At 39.9% G+C, this 17,281-nt stretch carries 12 protein-coding genes, 3 tRNA genes, 1 rRNA gene, 1 pseudogene and 1 riboswitch; of the genes and pseudogenes, 2 read left to right on the forward strand and 15 right to left on the reverse strand.

Features of this window, described 5'->3' with window-relative positions:
* Positions 1-39 precede the first annotated feature (39 nt).
* Positions 40-360, forward strand: coding sequence for a hypothetical protein (locus E7B10_RS05535; RefSeq protein ID WP_004697549.1), 321 nt, complete (start codon positions 40-42; stop codon positions 358-360).
* 43 nt (positions 361-403) lie between these two features.
* Here the strand turns inward: E7B10_RS05535 and E7B10_RS05540 are convergent, their stop codons facing one another.
* The 12 genes and pseudogenes from E7B10_RS05540 to E7B10_RS05590 form a co-directional block, all read right to left on the reverse strand.
* Positions 404-1,558, reverse strand: a complete 1,155-nt coding sequence (locus E7B10_RS05540; RefSeq protein WP_004697560.1) for an MGDG synthase family glycosyltransferase — start codon at positions 1,556-1,558, stop codon at positions 404-406.
* Positions 1,559-1,640: 82 nt separating this feature from the next.
* Positions 1,641-1,940: an HU family DNA-binding protein gene (locus tag E7B10_RS05545; protein WP_004696710.1), complete on the reverse strand. Its 300-nt coding sequence runs from the start codon at positions 1,938-1,940 to the stop codon at positions 1,641-1,643.
* Between the two features lie 51 nt (positions 1,941-1,991).
* Positions 1,992-2,762, reverse strand: coding sequence for a nucleoside triphosphate pyrophosphohydrolase (mazG, locus tag E7B10_RS05550; RefSeq protein WP_195213059.1), 771 nt, complete (start codon positions 2,760-2,762; stop codon positions 1,992-1,994).
* Positions 2,746-4,353, reverse strand: a complete 1,608-nt coding sequence (locus tag E7B10_RS05555) for a polysaccharide biosynthesis protein (RefSeq protein ID WP_287511028.1) — start codon at positions 4,351-4,353, stop codon at positions 2,746-2,748. Before E7B10_RS05555 ends, mazG begins: the two co-directional genes overlap by 17 nt.
* Complete coding sequence (gene mfd / locus E7B10_RS05560) at positions 4,350-7,646, reverse strand: transcription-repair coupling factor (protein ID WP_287511030.1); 3,297 nt, start codon at positions 7,644-7,646, stop codon at positions 4,350-4,352. Before mfd ends, E7B10_RS05555 begins: the two co-directional genes overlap by 4 nt.
* 188 nt (positions 7,647-7,834) lie before the next feature.
* A tRNA-Leu gene (locus tag E7B10_RS05565) sits at positions 7,835-7,919 on the reverse strand.
* A 565-nt stretch (positions 7,920-8,484) separates the two neighbouring features.
* Positions 8,485-8,657: riboswitch (cobalamin riboswitch) on the reverse strand.
* 137 nt (positions 8,658-8,794) lie between these two features.
* Positions 8,795-9,910, reverse strand: a complete 1,116-nt coding sequence (locus E7B10_RS05570) for an ABC transporter permease (protein WP_195394600.1) — start codon at positions 9,908-9,910, stop codon at positions 8,795-8,797.
* Positions 9,910-11,022, reverse strand: a complete 1,113-nt coding sequence (locus tag E7B10_RS05575) for an ABC transporter permease (RefSeq protein ID WP_195213056.1) — start codon at positions 11,020-11,022, stop codon at positions 9,910-9,912. Before E7B10_RS05575 ends, E7B10_RS05570 begins: the two co-directional genes overlap by 1 nt.
* Positions 11,019-12,380, reverse strand: coding sequence for an ATP-binding cassette domain-containing protein (locus E7B10_RS05580; protein ID WP_399427759.1), 1,362 nt, complete (start codon positions 12,378-12,380; stop codon positions 11,019-11,021). The genes E7B10_RS05575 and E7B10_RS05580 overlap by 4 nt, the downstream gene beginning before the upstream one ends.
* Positions 12,369-12,716: pseudogene (locus E7B10_RS09575) on the reverse strand (ATP-binding cassette domain-containing protein); the annotation flags it as partial. The pseudogene E7B10_RS09575 and the gene E7B10_RS05580, both read right to left, overlap by 12 nt.
* 111 nt (positions 12,717-12,827) lie before the next feature.
* Positions 12,828-13,781, reverse strand: a complete 954-nt coding sequence (locus E7B10_RS05585; RefSeq protein WP_316055529.1) for an efflux RND transporter periplasmic adaptor subunit — start codon at positions 13,779-13,781, stop codon at positions 12,828-12,830.
* A gap of 108 nt (positions 13,782-13,889) precedes the next feature.
* Positions 13,890-15,590 (reverse strand): TolC family protein, encoded by a 1,701-nt coding sequence (locus tag E7B10_RS05590; RefSeq protein WP_287511434.1) that lies wholly within the window; start codon positions 15,588-15,590, stop codon positions 13,890-13,892.
* 168 nt (positions 15,591-15,758) lie between these two features.
* Here E7B10_RS05590 and E7B10_RS05595 point away from each other — a divergent pair, with 168 nt between their 5' ends.
* Entirely contained in the window at positions 15,759-16,037 is a 279-nt protein-coding gene (locus tag E7B10_RS05595) for a helix-turn-helix domain-containing protein (protein WP_038125512.1), read from the forward strand.
* Between the two features lie 123 nt (positions 16,038-16,160).
* Here E7B10_RS05595 and E7B10_RS05600 read toward each other — a convergent pair.
* From E7B10_RS05600 to rrf, 3 genes are all read right to left on the reverse strand, one after another.
* Positions 16,161-16,237 (reverse strand) — tRNA-Arg (locus E7B10_RS05600).
* Positions 16,238-16,349: 112 nt separating this feature from the next.
* Positions 16,350-16,425 (reverse strand) — tRNA-Trp (locus E7B10_RS05605).
* A gap of 758 nt (positions 16,426-17,183) precedes the next feature.
* Positions 17,184-17,281 (reverse strand): 5S ribosomal RNA (gene rrf, locus E7B10_RS05610); the annotation flags it as partial.

The raw sequence follows: 17,281 nt of genomic DNA on the forward strand, positions 1-17,281 counted from the left end.
TAGAATAAACGTAACATATATATTCATGAGGAGGTCCACATGGCGACGGATATGGTTTTAGACTTTTATGAAAGTATCAACTTTGAACTTATCGACATTGATGGGTATGACACATTATTTACTGAGCTCTTAGAGGATGGCACGTATGCAACTGTGTCCGATGATGACGGCTATATGCTAGAGGACTTAGAGACACCAATCGTATTCAACGTATACGACGATAATGACTCCTTCCAATGGAGTGTTACCCTTGATGACTCCTACCAATTAAAAGATTTATTGGATGGTGCCGAAAGTACAGATGCTTTTTTGGCTACTTTACAAAAACTTCGACAAGAACATATTGAACAGTATCAATAGAAAAAAGCGATGGCCTTTTAGGTCATCGCTTTTTTTACGCTGATTAGCTAAGAGCCTCTTCAGCTTTTACGAGTTCATCTTGTGTACTAGCATCTAAGATTTCAATGAGACTATTTACGATATCAGCAGCCCCATCCACATGCCATTCGCGAGCACGCTCAGACATTTGTTGTAGTCGCGGAGAATTAATTAACAGTGCAGTTACCACATCTTCTAAGTTGTGAATATCACGAGCCCAGCGGGCACAACCTCGTTGCTCTAATAATTCTGCATTTGCCTCTTCCTGCCCTGGGATAGCATTAAAGAATACCATTGGCAATCCGATTGTAACAGCCTCCATACAGGTCAATGCACCAGGTTTTGTGACGAGCAAAGACGATGATTTCATGAGCTCAGAAATATTAGTAGTATAACCATATACGGTGGTCTTCGTCTTCATAGATTCACTAAGGATAACTAACGATTCATAAAGAGACGTATTTTGTCCAGCTACAACGGTAATTTCACCAATACCATTTACTTCATCTAGATGTTTTAAAGCCGTCTCAAGAGAGCCTAAACCCAAGCCACCACCCATAACAAGTACTTTCACAGGTTCCTCTAAGGTATACTCTTCAATAGCATCACGGAAAAAAGATCGACGCACTGGAATGCCAGATACATGAATACGAGATTCATCGATACCTGAAGCCACCATTTCAGGTACCATAGATTCTGTTGCAACATAATAAACATCAATCTGTGGATAGAGCCAAAACTGATGACTACTAAAATCTGTCATAATAGCTACTAGTGGTACATCTATATGACCTTGACGCTTTAAAATCGATGCCGCCCCACAAGGAAATGGATGTGTAAAAACCATTACATCTGGCTCTTCTTGTTGTACTAGTTTAAGCATGCGGCTTTTAAGTAGGTACGACAATGCGGTTTGCAAAATGGTACCTCGTTTTTCCCCTTTCGATACGCGATAAATCATATCATAGAGCATGGGGAATACGTCAATCATCTTTATATAGGTACCCTTAATTAAATGCTCTACAGACATAGTTTCTGTATCAAGAAAATCAACATGAGTAATTGATGCTTGTGGCTCTTTTTCTTTCCAATATTCTTCTATGGCTCTTGCGGCTTGCATATGTCCAGTGCCGATTGAGGCGGACACGATGAGAACCTTCCTTGATGTTTCGTTATTCATAATGCACCCTTTCTCTGTGCATTATACCATAAATAGATAAAAAAAAGAGACCTCGAAAGGTCTCTTTCACATCCAATATGGATTATTTTTTGCGTTTTTTAGCTTTTGCAGCGTTAACTTGTTCTTTCAAACCTTTACCAGCTTTGAATGCAGGAGATTTGGAAGCTGCAATTGTGATAGTTTTACCGTTTTGTGGGTTACGGCCTTCACGAGCTGCGCGTTCACGAACTTCGAAAGTACCGAAGCCGATAACTTGTACTTTGCCACCAGCTGCTAATTCTTGAGCTACTGTGTCAAATACAGCTTTTACTGCTTTTTCAGCATCTTTTTTAGTTAATTCAGTTTTTTGTGCAACACTTGCGATTAATTCTGTTTTGTTCATGACAGAACCTCCTTAAAATTACAATACCTTAGAAGTGTATAAACCTCTAGGTTACTTTTCCTGCACTTTAGCCTCCTCCCAAAAAGCATCGAGCTCAGCTAATGAAAAGTCTTCCCATGAGCGATCGCTTTGGTTAACACAAGCTTCTACATGTAAAAAACGCTGTCGGAACTTTGTGTTTGTGCGATTTAGTGCATTTTCACCGCTTATTTTATACCATCTGAATAGATTAATCAAGGAAAAAAGCACATCTCCTGCTTCTTTTTCCATATTTTCTCTATTATTTTGGTCAATAGCCTCCTTAAATTCCCCCATTTCTTCGGAAACTTTAGCCCAAACAGGATCAAGCTCATCCCAGTCAAATCCTAGCTTTGCAGCCTTTTCTTGGAGCTTATAAGCCGCCATTAAAGCAGGTAAACTTTTCGATACACCATCCAATACAGAATTTTGAATATTTTTCTTTTCTTGTGCCTTTAATTCATCCCAAGTGTATGATTTTTCATCATTTCCTGGGCTAAAAACACGAGGATGACGACGAATCATTTTTTCAGCGACATCATTAATTACGTCTTGAAGTGTAAAATGACCAGCCTCCTCTGCCAATTGACTGTGAAAGACAACTTGCAATAATACATCACCTAACTCTTCACGAAGATTTGGCATATCTTTATTATCAATGGCATCTACCACCTCGTAAGTCTCTTCTATAAAATAGCGGCGTAAAGATTCATGCGTTTGCTTTTGATCCCAAGGACAGCCATTTGGTGCACGCAAAGTTTTCACTACATCGACTAAAGGTTGAATATCAATATTGTTCTTCATATAGCTTTGCTTCCTCCCTATTGCGTCGAGCTTGTAAGCGCTTGCCTATGATTGGGAAATGGTAAATATCATCTTTTACGACAGCTTTAGTAAGCCATAACGATAAACCATATACAAAAATAGCCACTACAATTGCTGCAGCCACAGCGCCACCATTGCCTAATAAATCAACAGTGCTCACATAGATGACTTGTGTAGCACCGCCCATGGCCATGGCAGATACTATTATTTTTAATAACTCTAATGTGTTCAGTACCGAACCTACATATCTTTTTACAAAAATATAGTTAATAAGCGCTGCAATAGCAAAGTTTAAATTCGTCGCCCAAGCTGCACCATTAATGCCCAACTCAACACTGCCTGTCAACTCATAATCTAAGAATGTCTTCACTAATAAGCCGATAAAAATCGACACCATAGGAATTACTGTCCTTCCTAACCCTTGTAAAACACCTGCAGTAACCTGCTGCCAACCGAGGAACACAATACTCAAGCTAATAACAGCAATAACAGGCCCTGCGTGGGGTGTTGCATATATTAATTGCGATATTGGCGTAGCTAGTACACAGAGACCAATACAGGCTGGAATCGTAAACATATTAGCAATTTTAATCGCCGTTTCCGCCCGTTTCACGATGCGATGTACATCACCTTGAGTATGTGCCTCAGATACGGCTGGTACAAGACTAGCGGCTAAGGACGTAGTTAGAATAATTGGCAACCCAATCAGCGATGTTGCCATACCCGTTAAATAGCCAAATTGTGTGGTTGCTTCATTGAGATAGTATCCAATATCCATCAATCGTTTTGGGACGATAAATGTATCAATGAGTGATACCATAGGAAGCATAATATTCGCCATAGAAACAGGTATAGCAAGGCTAAACAAGCGTTTAACTACGGTGCCATTACTTTCACAAATAGCATTAGGATTCTGTTGTGAAAGCATCTTCTCTCGAATATTGCGTTGTCGGTAGTAAAAATAAATTAATACAAGTAACCCCGCCAATACGCCTGGGAATGTAGCAAAGGTCGCACCACCTGCCGCTAAATGGAGTCCACGATCAATGAAGTAGTATGCCAAACCTACCATAGATGACACACGAAAAATCTGTTCAAATACTTGACTCGTACCAGTAGGCACCATATATTGGAAACCTTGGAAATACCCTCTAAAACAGCTCAGGATGGTCACTACAAAAATGGCTGGAGATAATAGCTGAATAGCAATTAAAGCACGTGGATCGCTGATGATTTGATTATCTACGAGCCATTGCGCACTTCCATATAAGGCCAAACTGAATACCAGCCCTAATATAGCGAGTACCCTCAAAGATACGGAAAATACTTGTTGTACGCCTCGCATATCATCATTAGCAAGTTTCTCTGCAATCATAATAGATATGGCTACAGGAATACCTGCCGCAGAAATACTAACGATAATTTGATAGATTGGATAGGCCATCATATATAGGCCAATTCCTTCACCACCTAAGATTCGTGCGATAAGAACCTTACTAAACGCACCGATGACCTTCACGATAATACCGGCTAAGGTCAAAATCATGGCACCCTTTAAAAATCGATTCATAGGCCCTCCTTAGTCGGTGACTTGTGGCTAAGAGCCTTTATCACCGCTTCCGTAATGGTCAAAATAGAACCTTTCATACCATTAAGGCTCACATATAATGTGGCTGGTTTGGTATCCATAAACTTCATTTTTTTCCATAAATCTTCTGGTACAGCCCCCATATCCCAATCGGCCATTTTAGAATCGTCATGCCAATGGATAGTGAGTTGCTTATCTCTACGGACGATACTCTTAATGCCCAGTAGACGTGCTTGCTCCTTAATTTGAGCAATGCGCAACAAACGGTCTACTGGATCGGTTGGTGTACCGAAGCGATCAATGAGCTCATCCGTCATATCGTCGAGTTGCTCTTTAGATTTAATATGTAACAATCGTTGGTATACAGAAATCTTACGAGCACTATCTTTGATATACGCATCGTCAATAAACGCATCTACCTCTAAGTCGATAGCTGGATCAATGGATACATCTCGCTCAACTTCTTTATTTTGAGCCTTTGCAATCGCCTCTTCTAACATACTCACGTACATGCCAAAGCCGACAGATGCGATATTACCATGTTGCTGTGAACCTAATAGATTACCGGCACCGCGAATCTCTAAATCTCGCATGGCTAACTTAAATCCTGCGCCGAGCTCAGTGAACTCCTCTATGGCTTTCAAACGCTTTTCAGCTGCCTCTGAAAGTATTTTATCTGGCCGATACATAAAGTATGCATAAGCACGTCTACGAGAACGGCCTACACGCCCTCGCATTTGGTATAGCTGAGATAAACCTAAACGATCCGCATCATAAATGATGATAGTATTGGCGTTAGGAATATCTAAGCCGGTTTCAATGATACTCGTGGACAAGAGCACATCATAATGACCTTCATAGAAATCGGTCATAATCTCCTCAATTTGACGGCCTGTCATCTGTCCATGAGCAACAGCATAACGCAAGCCAGGCAATGCAGATTCTAATAGTTCTCCCATATGATTAATGGATGCAACACGGTTATATACAAAGTAAACCTGTCCGCCCCTCGCCAATTCTCGCTTGATAGCATCTGCGATGAGATTCATATCGTATTCCACCACATAGGTTTGAACAGGCAAGCGCTCCTCTGGCGGAGTATTGATAACAGACATTTCTCGAACACCAACGAGGGACATATGTAAAGTCCGCGGAATCGGTGTAGCACTCAAGGTGAGTACATCGATATTGCTAGCCCACTCTTTCCACTTTTCTTTTTGTGCTACCCCAAAGCGTTGCTCCTCATCTACTACGAGCATCCCTAAATCCTTAAAGACAACCTTTTTGTTGAGCAATGAATGGGTCCCAATAAGGACATCTATGGAACCATCCTCTACACCTTTAAGAACTTGCTTTTTCTCTGATGTAGTACGGAATCGATTGAGTACATCTACTTTAACCCCGAATGGAGCAAATCGATTTAAAAAGGTTTGGAAATGTTGCTGTGCTAATACCGTGGTCGGTACAAGTACCGCTACTTGTTTACCGCTCATAACGGCCTTAAAAATGGCGCGCATAGCCACTTCTGTTTTACCAAAGCCTACATCACCAGCGAGCAAGCGATCCATTGGAACAGGTCGTTCCATAGATTCTTTAATTTCCGCTGTAGCCTGTAACTGGTCTTCCGTCTCCTCATAGGGGAACGCATCTTCAAACTCTTGCTGCCATGGTTGATCCGGTAAGAATGCAAAGCCTTCTGTGATTTCTCGTTGTGCATATATCTCAACGAGCTTATCTGCCAAATCATCAATGGATTTTTTTGCCTTTGTAACAACTTTAGCCCAGTCACGGCCACCCATCTTATGAATACGAGGCACATCACCTTCATTGCCGATGTATTTTTGTAACTGATCTAAATTATTTGCAGGTAAGAACAATTTATCCATTCCAGCATAAGCGATTTCAATATAGTCCCGATGGATGCCTTCCGTTTCTATCGTTTTAAGACCAATATACTTACCGATACCGTGCATACTATGTACAACATAGTCACCAGGGGTTAAATCCGTGAAATAATTGATCTCTTGGCCCTTTTTAGGTTTGGTGCGAAGCTTGCGCTTTTGTTGTCCGTAAATATTGCCTTCTACGACTACTACTAAATGACTATTTGGCAATTCAAAACCATCTGTTAATAATCCTTTTAAAATAACGACAGTGTTCGGCTTTGCTATCCATGTATCACTATGAGTAAATGCAATATTTTCCCCTTCAAGGGCACGCTCAATACCTTCTCGTCGTTGCTGATTATTTAATACTAGTACTACTTGGTGATTTAAACGATGCCATTGCTTTATTTCATCTGTTAATAGGGGAATTTGACGCTCAAAGCTCGTCATCGTCTTCCCTTGAATACCAATAGGATTAAATCCTGCAAGTCCGATAGAGCGTTGTTGCATAAATGTGAAAGCCACTTGATTCATAGAATCTACAGTGCGTTGTAGTTCATTCCAATCACAATGATTTTTCCGATGTGTAGGATCTTCCTTAAGGAATTTCTTTAATGCTTCTTGAATACGACCTGGCTCGTCATAAATTAGAGTGCCCTCTTTCACATAAGATAATAAAGTACTTTCCGCATCACTTTTACCAAGAAAGAAAGGAGTTACCGTATAGGATTCGATTTGCTCAATAGAGCGTTGATTCTCAACGGAGAAGAAACGCAATGTGTCGATTTCATCACCAAAAAACTCAATGCGAATCGGATGCTCACTATTAACAGGATATATATCTAAGATATCCCCCCGCACGGCAAAATGACCACGTTGTTCCACCTGGTCTACGCGTTCATATCCAATTGTTACGAGCTGTTCAAGGGCTACATCACGTTCAATTGCATCATTTAAAGCAAAATGCAACGATTGTCCCTTTAAGTAATGAGGAGATACAACATACTGTGTAACCTCTTCAGCATTGGCAATGACTACTGCCGGCTCTTGCCACGCCAACAGTGCTAATGCTCGCATCTGCGCACCTTGGTCTTCAAGACTGCGAGCCACAGTCGTAAAGTCTACATGATCTGTTGTAGGAAATGATAAGACTGGTACATTAGGCATGAAAAAAGCTAAGTCCCGTTCCCACATCTCCTTATGGTCCTTATCATGGACTACGATGACTACAGGTTTTGTAAGACCTGCAGAAAAAGATTGACTTAAGAGGAAACTCTTTTGAGATCCGCTAAGACCATATATGACTGACTTCCCCTTTCGCTGAAATGCGTTTAGCCCATCCACAAAGGATGGGTTCTGTGAAAGCAGTTTTGTTAATGTATTATCCATACTGCACCATATAGTATTACTATGATTGTATTATTTAAATAGTTCTAACTCATTTATTATAACATAATAACGTAGTAGTTAAATCTGTACCTATCTTCCTATCAAAATATATGTGTTTATCGATATAAATATCCAAGTTAATACTTAATTTAGGCAAAAAAAATACACCTCTAAAGGTGCAATAAAGTTGGTGCGGGAGAAGGGACTTGAACCCCCACGCCGTAAGGCGCCAGATCCTAAGTCTGGTGCGTCTGCCAATTCCGCCACTCCCGCGTTTCAACTGAAATAATAATATCATGTATGGAATTCATCGTCAATCATTTTTTTATAAATGACATAAAATTCATACATCGAAAAATATATTCCAAGGAAAATAATTATCTAAACCTTACAATTTACGTAAACCTAAAACAAATTCTAAATCTAAAAACTCTTAACTCTACAATTGTATATATATTAACACTTAACGCCTCATCTAAACCTTAACGCTACAGGTCTCAATCTAAAAGTTCTTACTGATAATTAATATTTGCAAAATAAAAAGAGACTGACCCAGAATCCGAACTACTAGAACCCTGGGTCAGCCTCTTTTTTAGGATGATGATGAATAAATGCATGCCCTACATTTACCATAAAATATATTAACAGTCATAACATACGTCATGCTGGTAATACCAAGAAGGTAAATCCACCATGACCATAGCACGACATTTAGGTCGTATAGAACTAAAATCTAAATCAAATATAATACAATTCAGATCCAATAGAACTAAAAAATCCTTTTTACGGGTACGTAAAAAGGAGCTATTAACTTCTCCTCCCTATCTCTCGTAGGTCAAATGGTGAATGTTGAATAGGCAGTTCTCCTGACTCGGCTTCATCGCTCATCTAGCCTTCCCAGTTTCCCAGTGACTTAATTTAGACTCGCTCGACCATACAGTGGCGGGACCGTGCTGGCATTTAACCAGCTTCTCTATTATGCTTTTCAGCACCTATTCCCAAATATGATGTTTTCTATGCTTTTATTCTAACAGTCTAAATTCATTTCGTCAATACGGCAAAAGCATATTTATTAATAAAAAAAAGCTATATAGTTCTGCCGTATTGTTATAACAGAAATTAATAATTCAACTAGCTAGAAAACAAACTTATCCCACACGATTTCTAAACAACCACCCCGCCATTGACATAGTAACAATAGTTAATATAATCATAGGAATAAAGTTAAACCAAATATCCGTCAATCCTGCACCTTCTAGATAAATCCTGCGCATTGCATCAACAGAAAACCGCATAGGATTTCCATATGTAAGATATTGCAATATTTTCGGCATATTATGTACAGGTGTGATTAATCCGGACAATAAGGCTAGTGGAAAAAGAAAGACAAAAACATATACGAGAACTTGCTGCATATTTTTTGCAATAGCCGAAATAGATAATCCCAATCCAATGCTACTACTTATAAACGTAAACAACACGGCATACACAAGAAATATATTGCCCCGAAATGGAACTTTAAACCAAAACATGGCTATTAATAACAATACAGTACTTTGAAACAGTCCTATTAACATAGGTGGTATAGATTTTGCAACCAAAATTTGCATAGATGATACGGGCGTTACCAATAATTGATCAAAGGTTCCCTGTTCTCGTTCTCGTGCCACAGATAGGCCCCCCAACATGATAACTTGTGTCATACTGATCAATATAACGAGACCTGTCAAGAAAGTCCAAGAAGACTGCTGATTTTCATTGTACCAGGTACGAGATTCAATCGTGATTCCCTTATGCTCAACACCTAACCAAGTCTGATTGAATTGAGAAATGATTTGCCCCATATAGGCTGCGGCAAGACCTGAAGTCATTGTATTCGTCCCATTTGCAATAACAGTAATAGATGCAGGTTGTTTATGCTTTAATTTTTCTTCAAAATCCTGAGGTATGATAACCGCCATAATAACCTTGTTGGAGTCTATTAGTGGTGTGATTATATCCGGAGAGTTCGCAGATTGATACAATTCAAAAACACCGGATGAATTAATAGTTGATTCTAAGGCAGCCGCTGTCTGCGTATGACTTTCATCAATCAATACATAGGGAACTTTATTGAGATTATAGGTTGCGGCATAGCCGAAGAGGAATCCTTGAATAAGAACCGGTAACAGTAAGATTATACGAGTTTTCGGATCTTTGAAGGTGGCTAATAGCTCTTTCCATATGATGGAGACAATTTGATTCCAATACAGGCGCCAATTCATTATTCCACCTTCTTCCGCGTAATATAAATTGTCAATATTGTAAAGCAAATAGCAAAACCCGATAATACGGCACTATTTTTAATAATCAAATACCAGTTATTTCCACCTAGGAACAATGATTTCAGTAATTCTAAAAAATATGTAGGAGGTAAAAGCCGTGAAATATATTGAATCACCACAGGTTGTGAATGTGGATCAAATAAAAACCCCGTCAATATCAACGCCGGTAAAAAACTGGTAAGTAACGCCATTTGACAAGCTAAGAACTGTTTCTTCGTAAACGCAGATATAAGTAGTCCCATATTTAAGGAAACAATCAAATACAATGTGGACACGATGCAGATGATCCATAAGGAACCACGCATAGGTACTTCATAAAAGAAATACGAAACACCGAGGCAAAACAACAGCCCCAACATGGCCAATACATAATAAGGCACTACCTTAGCCAAAATAATTTCAATAGGCTTAACTGGTGTAACGAATAAAGCCTCAAAAGTACCACGTTCCCATTCTCTAGCCATAACAACCGCCGTAAGAAAGACGGATACAATCGTCATGATAATCATGATGAGCCCAGGAATCAAAAACCAGGTACTTGTATTTGCTTCATTAAACCACATGCGAGGGTTCATTGTTATATATCCACCACGTAGCATAAACGGAATATTCTTAACGGCCCATAAGTTAATAGCTGAGTTTACATAACTTTCTATACTCATCGCTACCGAAGTATCGACACCATAGTAAATCCCCTGCACTTTCCCTTGTCCACGCATAATTTGATCAGAAAAGTCCTGTGGAATCACCAATATGGCATCTACCTTTCGTTTTTCCATCAATAGTTCCGCCGTTTTTCTATCGCGAACCGCTATAGGTTGAAAGTACTCAGAGCCGTATAAGGAGTCATACACACTCTGGGTCATAGAATCTTGCCGTTCCATAACCACTGCTATCGGCACGTGTTTAACATCCAAAGTAACCCCTGAGCCGATGAGGATAATAAGTAGTATAGGTAGCACAACACCCAACAAAATAGTGCTAGGGTCGCGCAATACTTGTAAGGTCTCCTTGTATACCAATGAGGAAAACCGTCTTATAAATCCGTTCATACGTCATCCTCCTGTTCCCGTTTTTTTAGTATGACGGAGATAAACGCTTCATCCATAGTACAATTCTCATCGCCGGCAATCCGTCTAACTTCATCAGGTGTTCCCAGTACAACGAGTTTCCCTGCATCCTGAATCATAATACGGTCACAATATTCCGATTCATCCATAAAATGAGTCGTAATAATAATCGTTGTTCCTCGCTTTGATAAAGAAGTAATCTGTCGCCAGAAATTACGCCGTGTAAGAGGATCAATACCACTTGTGGGCTCATCCAAGAAAAGAATTTTAGGCTCATGCATTAAGGCAGCCGCCATGGACAAGCGCTGTTTATAACCACCAGGCAAATCACCGGCTATCATATCTCGCACATCATTTAAACGAAACTCTTTGATAACAGCTTCTATTCGATCATCCTTTTTTTGACCGTACAAACCGTACACACCAGCAAAAAATTCTAGATTTTCCATAACGGACAAATTGCCATACAAAGAAAACTTTTGCGCTACATATCCGAAATTGCTTCTTGCTGCCGTACGAGATTTAACGACATCAACGTCAGCTACGCTTAAATCACCGCTCGTTACAGGTAATAATCCACACAACATACGAAATGTCGTCGTCTTCCCTGCTCCGTTTGGTCCGAGTAACCCGAATACTTCTCCGCGCTGCACCGTAAATGATGTATTAGCCACCGCCATAAAATCACCGAATGTTCTCACCAAATGAGATACGGAAATTTCTACTGGACGCTCAACCATTTCATTGGGGGACAACAAATGCTTTCGTTCTTTCTCTATCGCACTTTCATCCAAATCCATATCGATACTATCTAAAGGCTTAGCCCCTTGTTTTGAGGCAATTTCATCCTCTTTTAACAGCATCATAAAGGTATCTTCCAAACGGCTCTGAACTGGTTCTTCCTCCATACCGTACTCATTAAGCCATGGAATCGAAAGCATTTCTTTTGTTTTTATATACCTCACGGCACCGGCCTCCGGAACTGCATCCGCCACGCATTTCCTGTCATCCATCAATGCGGCCTGTACATTTCGCATGCTCAACGACTTCGGAATCTTTACCTGAAAGCATCGTTTCTCAGACATTTGAGTCAACTCATGCGGTGTCCCGGTTGCTAAAAAGTGCCCCTTATTGAGGACGAAAACATCTTTACAACGCTCCGCCTCATCTAAGTATGCAGTGCTAACAAGTACGCTGATTCCATCTGTACATACCAGCGACTCTAAGATTTCCCATAACTCCCGCCTTGAAAATGGATCGACCCCTACGGTAGGCTCATCGAGCAATAAAAGCTCCGGAGAACGCACCAATGTACAAGCTAGGCTAAGCTTTTGCTTCATACCGCCTGACAATTTACCGGCTTGACGCTTAGTAAATTTGGCTAGCCCCGTCATATGCAGTAATTTTTCAAACCGCTTCGTTCTCACATGCAAAGGAATACCGTGTAAATCTGCATAGAGATTCATGTTTTCACTGACAGATAATTCCTCATAAAGCCCAAATTTCTGAGGCATATAACTGAGTCTATCTTGAACTGCCTGTGAATGTGCTTTCACATCCATTCCGAGGACCTCTAAAGAACCAGCCGTGGCATCCAATAAACCAGCTATCAAACGAATCAAAGTCGTTTTTCCCGCCCCATCTGGACCAACCAACGCAGTTAAACAGCCTTTCCGGATTTTAAAATCCAAATGGTCCAATGCTATTATAGGATCAGCTCCGACAAGGGAAAATTCTTTATATAATTGTGACGCTTCGATTGCATATACATCATTCACCGCACACCTCTATATATCAATGGAAACAGTGGCAGGCATTCCTAAACGAAGGCGATTATCAGGGTCATCCACATATACCCGCACTTCATACACAAGTGTAGTACGCACATCTTCCGTTTCTACCGATTTAGGGGTAAATTCCGCTACAGAAGAAATATAACCGATTGTTCCGTGAATCGGTTTGTTCTTATATGTATCCGTTGTCACATTCGCATCCATACCGTTATAAATCTTTCCTAAATCCCGTTCGTTCACATATACACGAACCCATTTTTTAGTATTCTCAGCCAATTTAAATACAGGTGTATTCGGTGAAGCCATATCACCGACCTGTAATAATCGGGCCGTTATAACACCGTCTATCGGGGACGTTAATACAGATTGGTTCAACAAGAACTCCTGACGGGCCAGTTCGCTTTTCATCGCATCCAATTGGGCTTGGGCCTGTGCTATATCTTCCTGTCTTGGCCCTGCGACAGCTAAATTGTATGCTTGCTGAGCCTCGTTTAATTTGGCTTCCGATACTTTCACCTTCGCCTGTATATCATCTAAAGACTGTCGACTAACGGCCTTACCATTTGAAGCATTATAGGATTTTTGTAACTTCTCTGCTTCCTGTTTCGATTGAGCTAACGCAGCTTCTGCAGATGTAACTCGTGCCGATGCTTGAGCGATTTCTTCTGGTCTACTGCCAGCTTGCAACTTAGCCACTATAGCTTCCTGTGCTGCAATGGTAGCCTTAGCCTGCTGTACAGCAAGATTCAATTCATCAGAATGTAAATACCCCAAAATCTGCCCTTGGCTCACCACCGCACCTTCATCCACCAAAAGGCTGGCAATCCGGTCACTTCCCCGAAATGCAACATTAACTTCACGCAGATTCACATTGCCTTGCAACACGATGTGATGAGAAGCCATGTACGCTTCGTATTGATTATAAGCATAATAACTTACTCCACCCAAAATTATTAGAAAGGCAATCATTATACCTGCGCACTTTTTTCTATTATTCGCCATCCACCGTTTAAGGACATCAAGTTTCTCTTTCATAATCATTCCCCGTTTCTCACACTATATCTTAGCATGCGAGTCCGCCTCTGCCTCCTGATCCATGTCCATGGCTTCCCAACCACCGCCTAAGGATTTGAATAAACGAACGGTATCAGCAAACTCTTGCCCCCGACTCATGATATATTGCCGCCTTGCAGACAATACATTTCTTCGTGCATCAAGAACACTTAAGTAATCGCTAAGACCAGAGTCAAAATTGGTTTGGGCCAAAGATTCCGCTTGCTGTGCAGATTCTACAGCAGATTTCAATTCCTCAGACTTAATATGATCCTGAGATGCATCCGTTACCGCATTTCGGACCTCCCCTACAGCTTTCAAAACAATCTCTTCGTAAAGTGCCAAGTATTCCTGTTCCTTTTCTGTTTGTACCTTTATATTCTTACGAATAGCACCGGCATTGAAAATAGGCATAGTGATAGATGGTCCTATTCCTATCATTTTACCGATAGCCGAAATAAAACCTCCCGATGAAAACGACTCCAAGCCTATACTGCCATTTAGTGAAAATCTAGGCTTAAGGTCAGCCTTTGCAGCCTTGGTTTTCTGTTGTTGCGCCGCAATACGTCGTTCTGCCGCCTGAATATCAGGCCGTTGTCGTAAAGCTTCCGCCGGTATGCCGATAAACAGGTGTGGATCCACCGTAGGTAATGAAATATTTTCCATCAATAACCCGTCAATCTCGCCTGGAACTGTTCCCGTCAATATAGAAAGAGCAGCCATTGTGGAAGCTATATTTTTCTTTAATGAAGGAATCTCCGCTTGAGTCTGAGATAATGCATATGTAGCCTGTTGCACAGGTAATTCATTAATAATACCAGACTGATAATTTATCTTAATCAGTTCCAACGCTTCCTGTTGACGCTTCACATCATCTTCTGTTATGCGCAATTGCTCCTGTAAAGTTCTTAACGACATATACTGTAATGCGGTTTCCGCGCTCAAAGATACCCAGGTGGAATATAAATCCGCCTGTGATGCTTGTAACAAATTCGATGCAGCACGTGATTTTGCTTTTTGTCTTCCGAATATATCAATTTCCCATCGCGCATCAATTCCCAATTTACCGGTTTCTACATTTCTCGTCATCTTATCAGATATAGGTAAATTCTTTATCGCTTCTCGGTCTGAATCCCACTCACCCTGACCTCTATTAGCCGACCATGAACCGGAAGCATCTAGCCAAGGTAATCGCTGTGCTTCAGCAATACCCAACTGTAACCGCCCTTGTCTAACTCGAGAGCGAGCTACCTCTAACTGCCGATTATTTTTGAGGGTCAAATCAATTAATTGATCCAATACGGGATCATTAAAAACCTTCCACCAGTGGGCTAACTCTTCTTCACTGACCGCGTTCCCTTCCACAACCGCATACGGTAAGGGATGTTTTCCCGCTTCTTCTACCCAAGAATGTTCATTCAATTCTTTAGTTGCTTTTTGTTTCTCTGAAAGCTTAGTCTCATCAGCAGCAGTACTCTTTTTCTTCTTTTTTTTGCCATCTTTGTAATACGATGCAATAACAGGACTGCCTTGGTCAGAATCGTCAACAGTTTTTTCAGACTTATGCTGTATTATCGTATTATCTCGACGCGTTTGATTCGTATCTCTATTTGATTGACTAAAACTGATGCCAGCGCTAGCACTCCAAGCCCCTAATGCTAAACATATATAAACAATTAAAAGTTGTTTTCTATTCGTCTTCATAGCAAACCTCTTTTCATTTCCATATATATCAGTATCATTGTATGTTTATCTTATAATATAAAACCATTATGTATCAATAATATGAAGTATCATTTCAATCTAACTTGAGTTTTATCGAACTTTCACATAAAATAAAAATGTATTAATATAATTCAAGTGGAGGCGAGTATGTATATCGGTGAAATCATTAAAAGCTATCGCGAGCAACATAATATGACGATCGAAGAATTCGCAAACAAATCGAATCTAAGTCAAGCAGAAATCACTCAATTGGAAGAATTATTTCAAAGCGATGGAACAACACCTCATCCTGTTGCAATGCGACAAATTAAGGCTATAGCTGAAGCCATCGAACAGCCAATCCCCATCATTATGAATCTTATTTCTGCAGATCAAGAAATTGTCGTTAACGTAGTAGCTGAATCAGATCAGCCACATGCGAAATAATAAAACTTAGTTTATTAAATAAAGATTATTAACTCATAAAAGGACCCTACATAAATATGTAGGGTCCTTTATATACATATAAAAAGCAAAAAAAAAGCACCACATTACTGTGATGCTTTAATTTGGTGACCCAGAAGGGATTCGAACCCCTGGCCTTTTGATTCGTAGTCAAACGCTCTATCCAGCTGAGCTACTGAGTCATGTACAAGGTACTCACTTATATTAACATAATGATTGCGGCTACGCAAGCATTTTTTAATATTTTTCGAGTAATTTTATGGACATGCGGTCCAAAGACCGCAATCCAAATTTTGGCAGGGGCAGTAGGACTTGAACCCACAACCAACGGTTTTGGAGACCGCTACTCTACCAATTGAGCTATACCCCTATGTTCATCAAGCTTTGCTTAATACTTGATTAGTTTAACAAATATTACATACTATGTCAAGAAATATAGGCTTATTAATCAATAAAATAATAGGAAATATTAAAGGAAAAGAGCCCTCTTTCAAGGGCTCTTTTGTCTACCTAACTTTTACCTTTATATATACGGGAGATGGTATATATAATTAGAGAGTTTTGTATATGTATTGTTTTGTTTATACACAGGGAGAGTATTGTTGTGTATTTAAGTGTTGTTTTATGTGTTGTATTGTTTTGTGTTGTTTGTATTATTTGTAAAAGGGACAGGTAAAAGTTATTAGTGGTAGACCTCCATTTCCTTAGTTGATCTCAATCAACTATAGCTAGTATATAGATAGTTCGTGAAAACATAGTGAAAGTGATATGAAATATAATCAAAACGAGTAATTTTTGGTACATTTTGGTATATTATTAAATATCAGAAAGATAGCTATAAACCACGTATTTACTAGGCTAGATAGAGATCTATATAAAAAAGTGATAATTCTATGCATGAATAGAATATGTAATAAATAGTAATTATTAAAATTTATAATTAGACCTTCATTAATTACTTATTATCAATTAACTGATAATATAATTAAAAAATAATGAACTAAGTGATGCAGTGAATCTGTCATCGTTTTATTCTTTTTCCCTTTAACTTGCCCTACTCACCAGGTCTCCTGGGAGGATAGAAAGCCATACATAAAAAAAGACACACCCTCAGGTGTGCCTTTAAGCAATCAGCGGCTTCCTATCCTCCCAGGCCGTCTCCAGCCAAGTACTTTCGGCGTTTATGAGCTTAACTACTGTGTTCGAGATGGGAACAGGTGGATCCT

It is taken from the genome of Veillonella sp., assembly GCF_032470285.1.
Classification (GTDB): Bacteria; Bacillota; Negativicutes; order Veillonellales; family Veillonellaceae; genus Veillonella.

Excerpts from the sequence above, each read along its gene's own strand:
- E7B10_RS05590 (WP_287511434.1), bottom strand. The coding sequence starts at position 15,590 with ATGAAGACGAATAGAAAACAACTTTTAATTGTTTATATATGTTTAGCA.
- E7B10_RS05555 (WP_287511028.1), bottom strand. The coding sequence starts at position 4,353 with ATGAATCGATTTTTAAAGGGTGCCATGATTTTGACCTTAGCCGGTATT.
- E7B10_RS05535 (WP_004697549.1), top strand. The coding sequence starts at position 40 with ATGGCGACGGATATGGTTTTAGACTTTTATGAAAGTATCAACTTTGAA.
- mfd (WP_287511030.1), bottom strand. The coding sequence starts at position 7,646 with ATGGATAATACATTAACAAAACTGCTTTCACAGAACCCATCCTTTGTG.
- E7B10_RS05580 (WP_399427759.1), bottom strand. The coding sequence starts at position 12,380 with ATGAAGCAAAAGCTTAGCCTAGCTTGTACATTGGTGCGTTCTCCGGAG.
- E7B10_RS05575 (WP_195213056.1), bottom strand. The coding sequence starts at position 11,022 with ATGAACGGATTTATAAGACGGTTTTCCTCATTGGTATACAAGGAGACC.
- E7B10_RS05545 (WP_004696710.1), bottom strand. The coding sequence starts at position 1,940 with ATGAACAAAACAGAATTAATCGCAAGTGTTGCACAAAAAACTGAATTA.
- mazG (WP_195213059.1), bottom strand. The coding sequence starts at position 2,762 with ATGAAGAACAATATTGATATTCAACCTTTAGTCGATGTAGTGAAAACT.
- E7B10_RS05540 (WP_004697560.1), bottom strand. The coding sequence starts at position 1,558 with ATGAATAACGAAACATCAAGGAAGGTTCTCATCGTGTCCGCCTCAATC.
- E7B10_RS05570 (WP_195394600.1), bottom strand. The coding sequence starts at position 9,910 with ATGAATTGGCGCCTGTATTGGAATCAAATTGTCTCCATCATATGGAAA.
- E7B10_RS05595 (WP_038125512.1), top strand. The coding sequence starts at position 15,759 with ATGTATATCGGTGAAATCATTAAAAGCTATCGCGAGCAACATAATATG.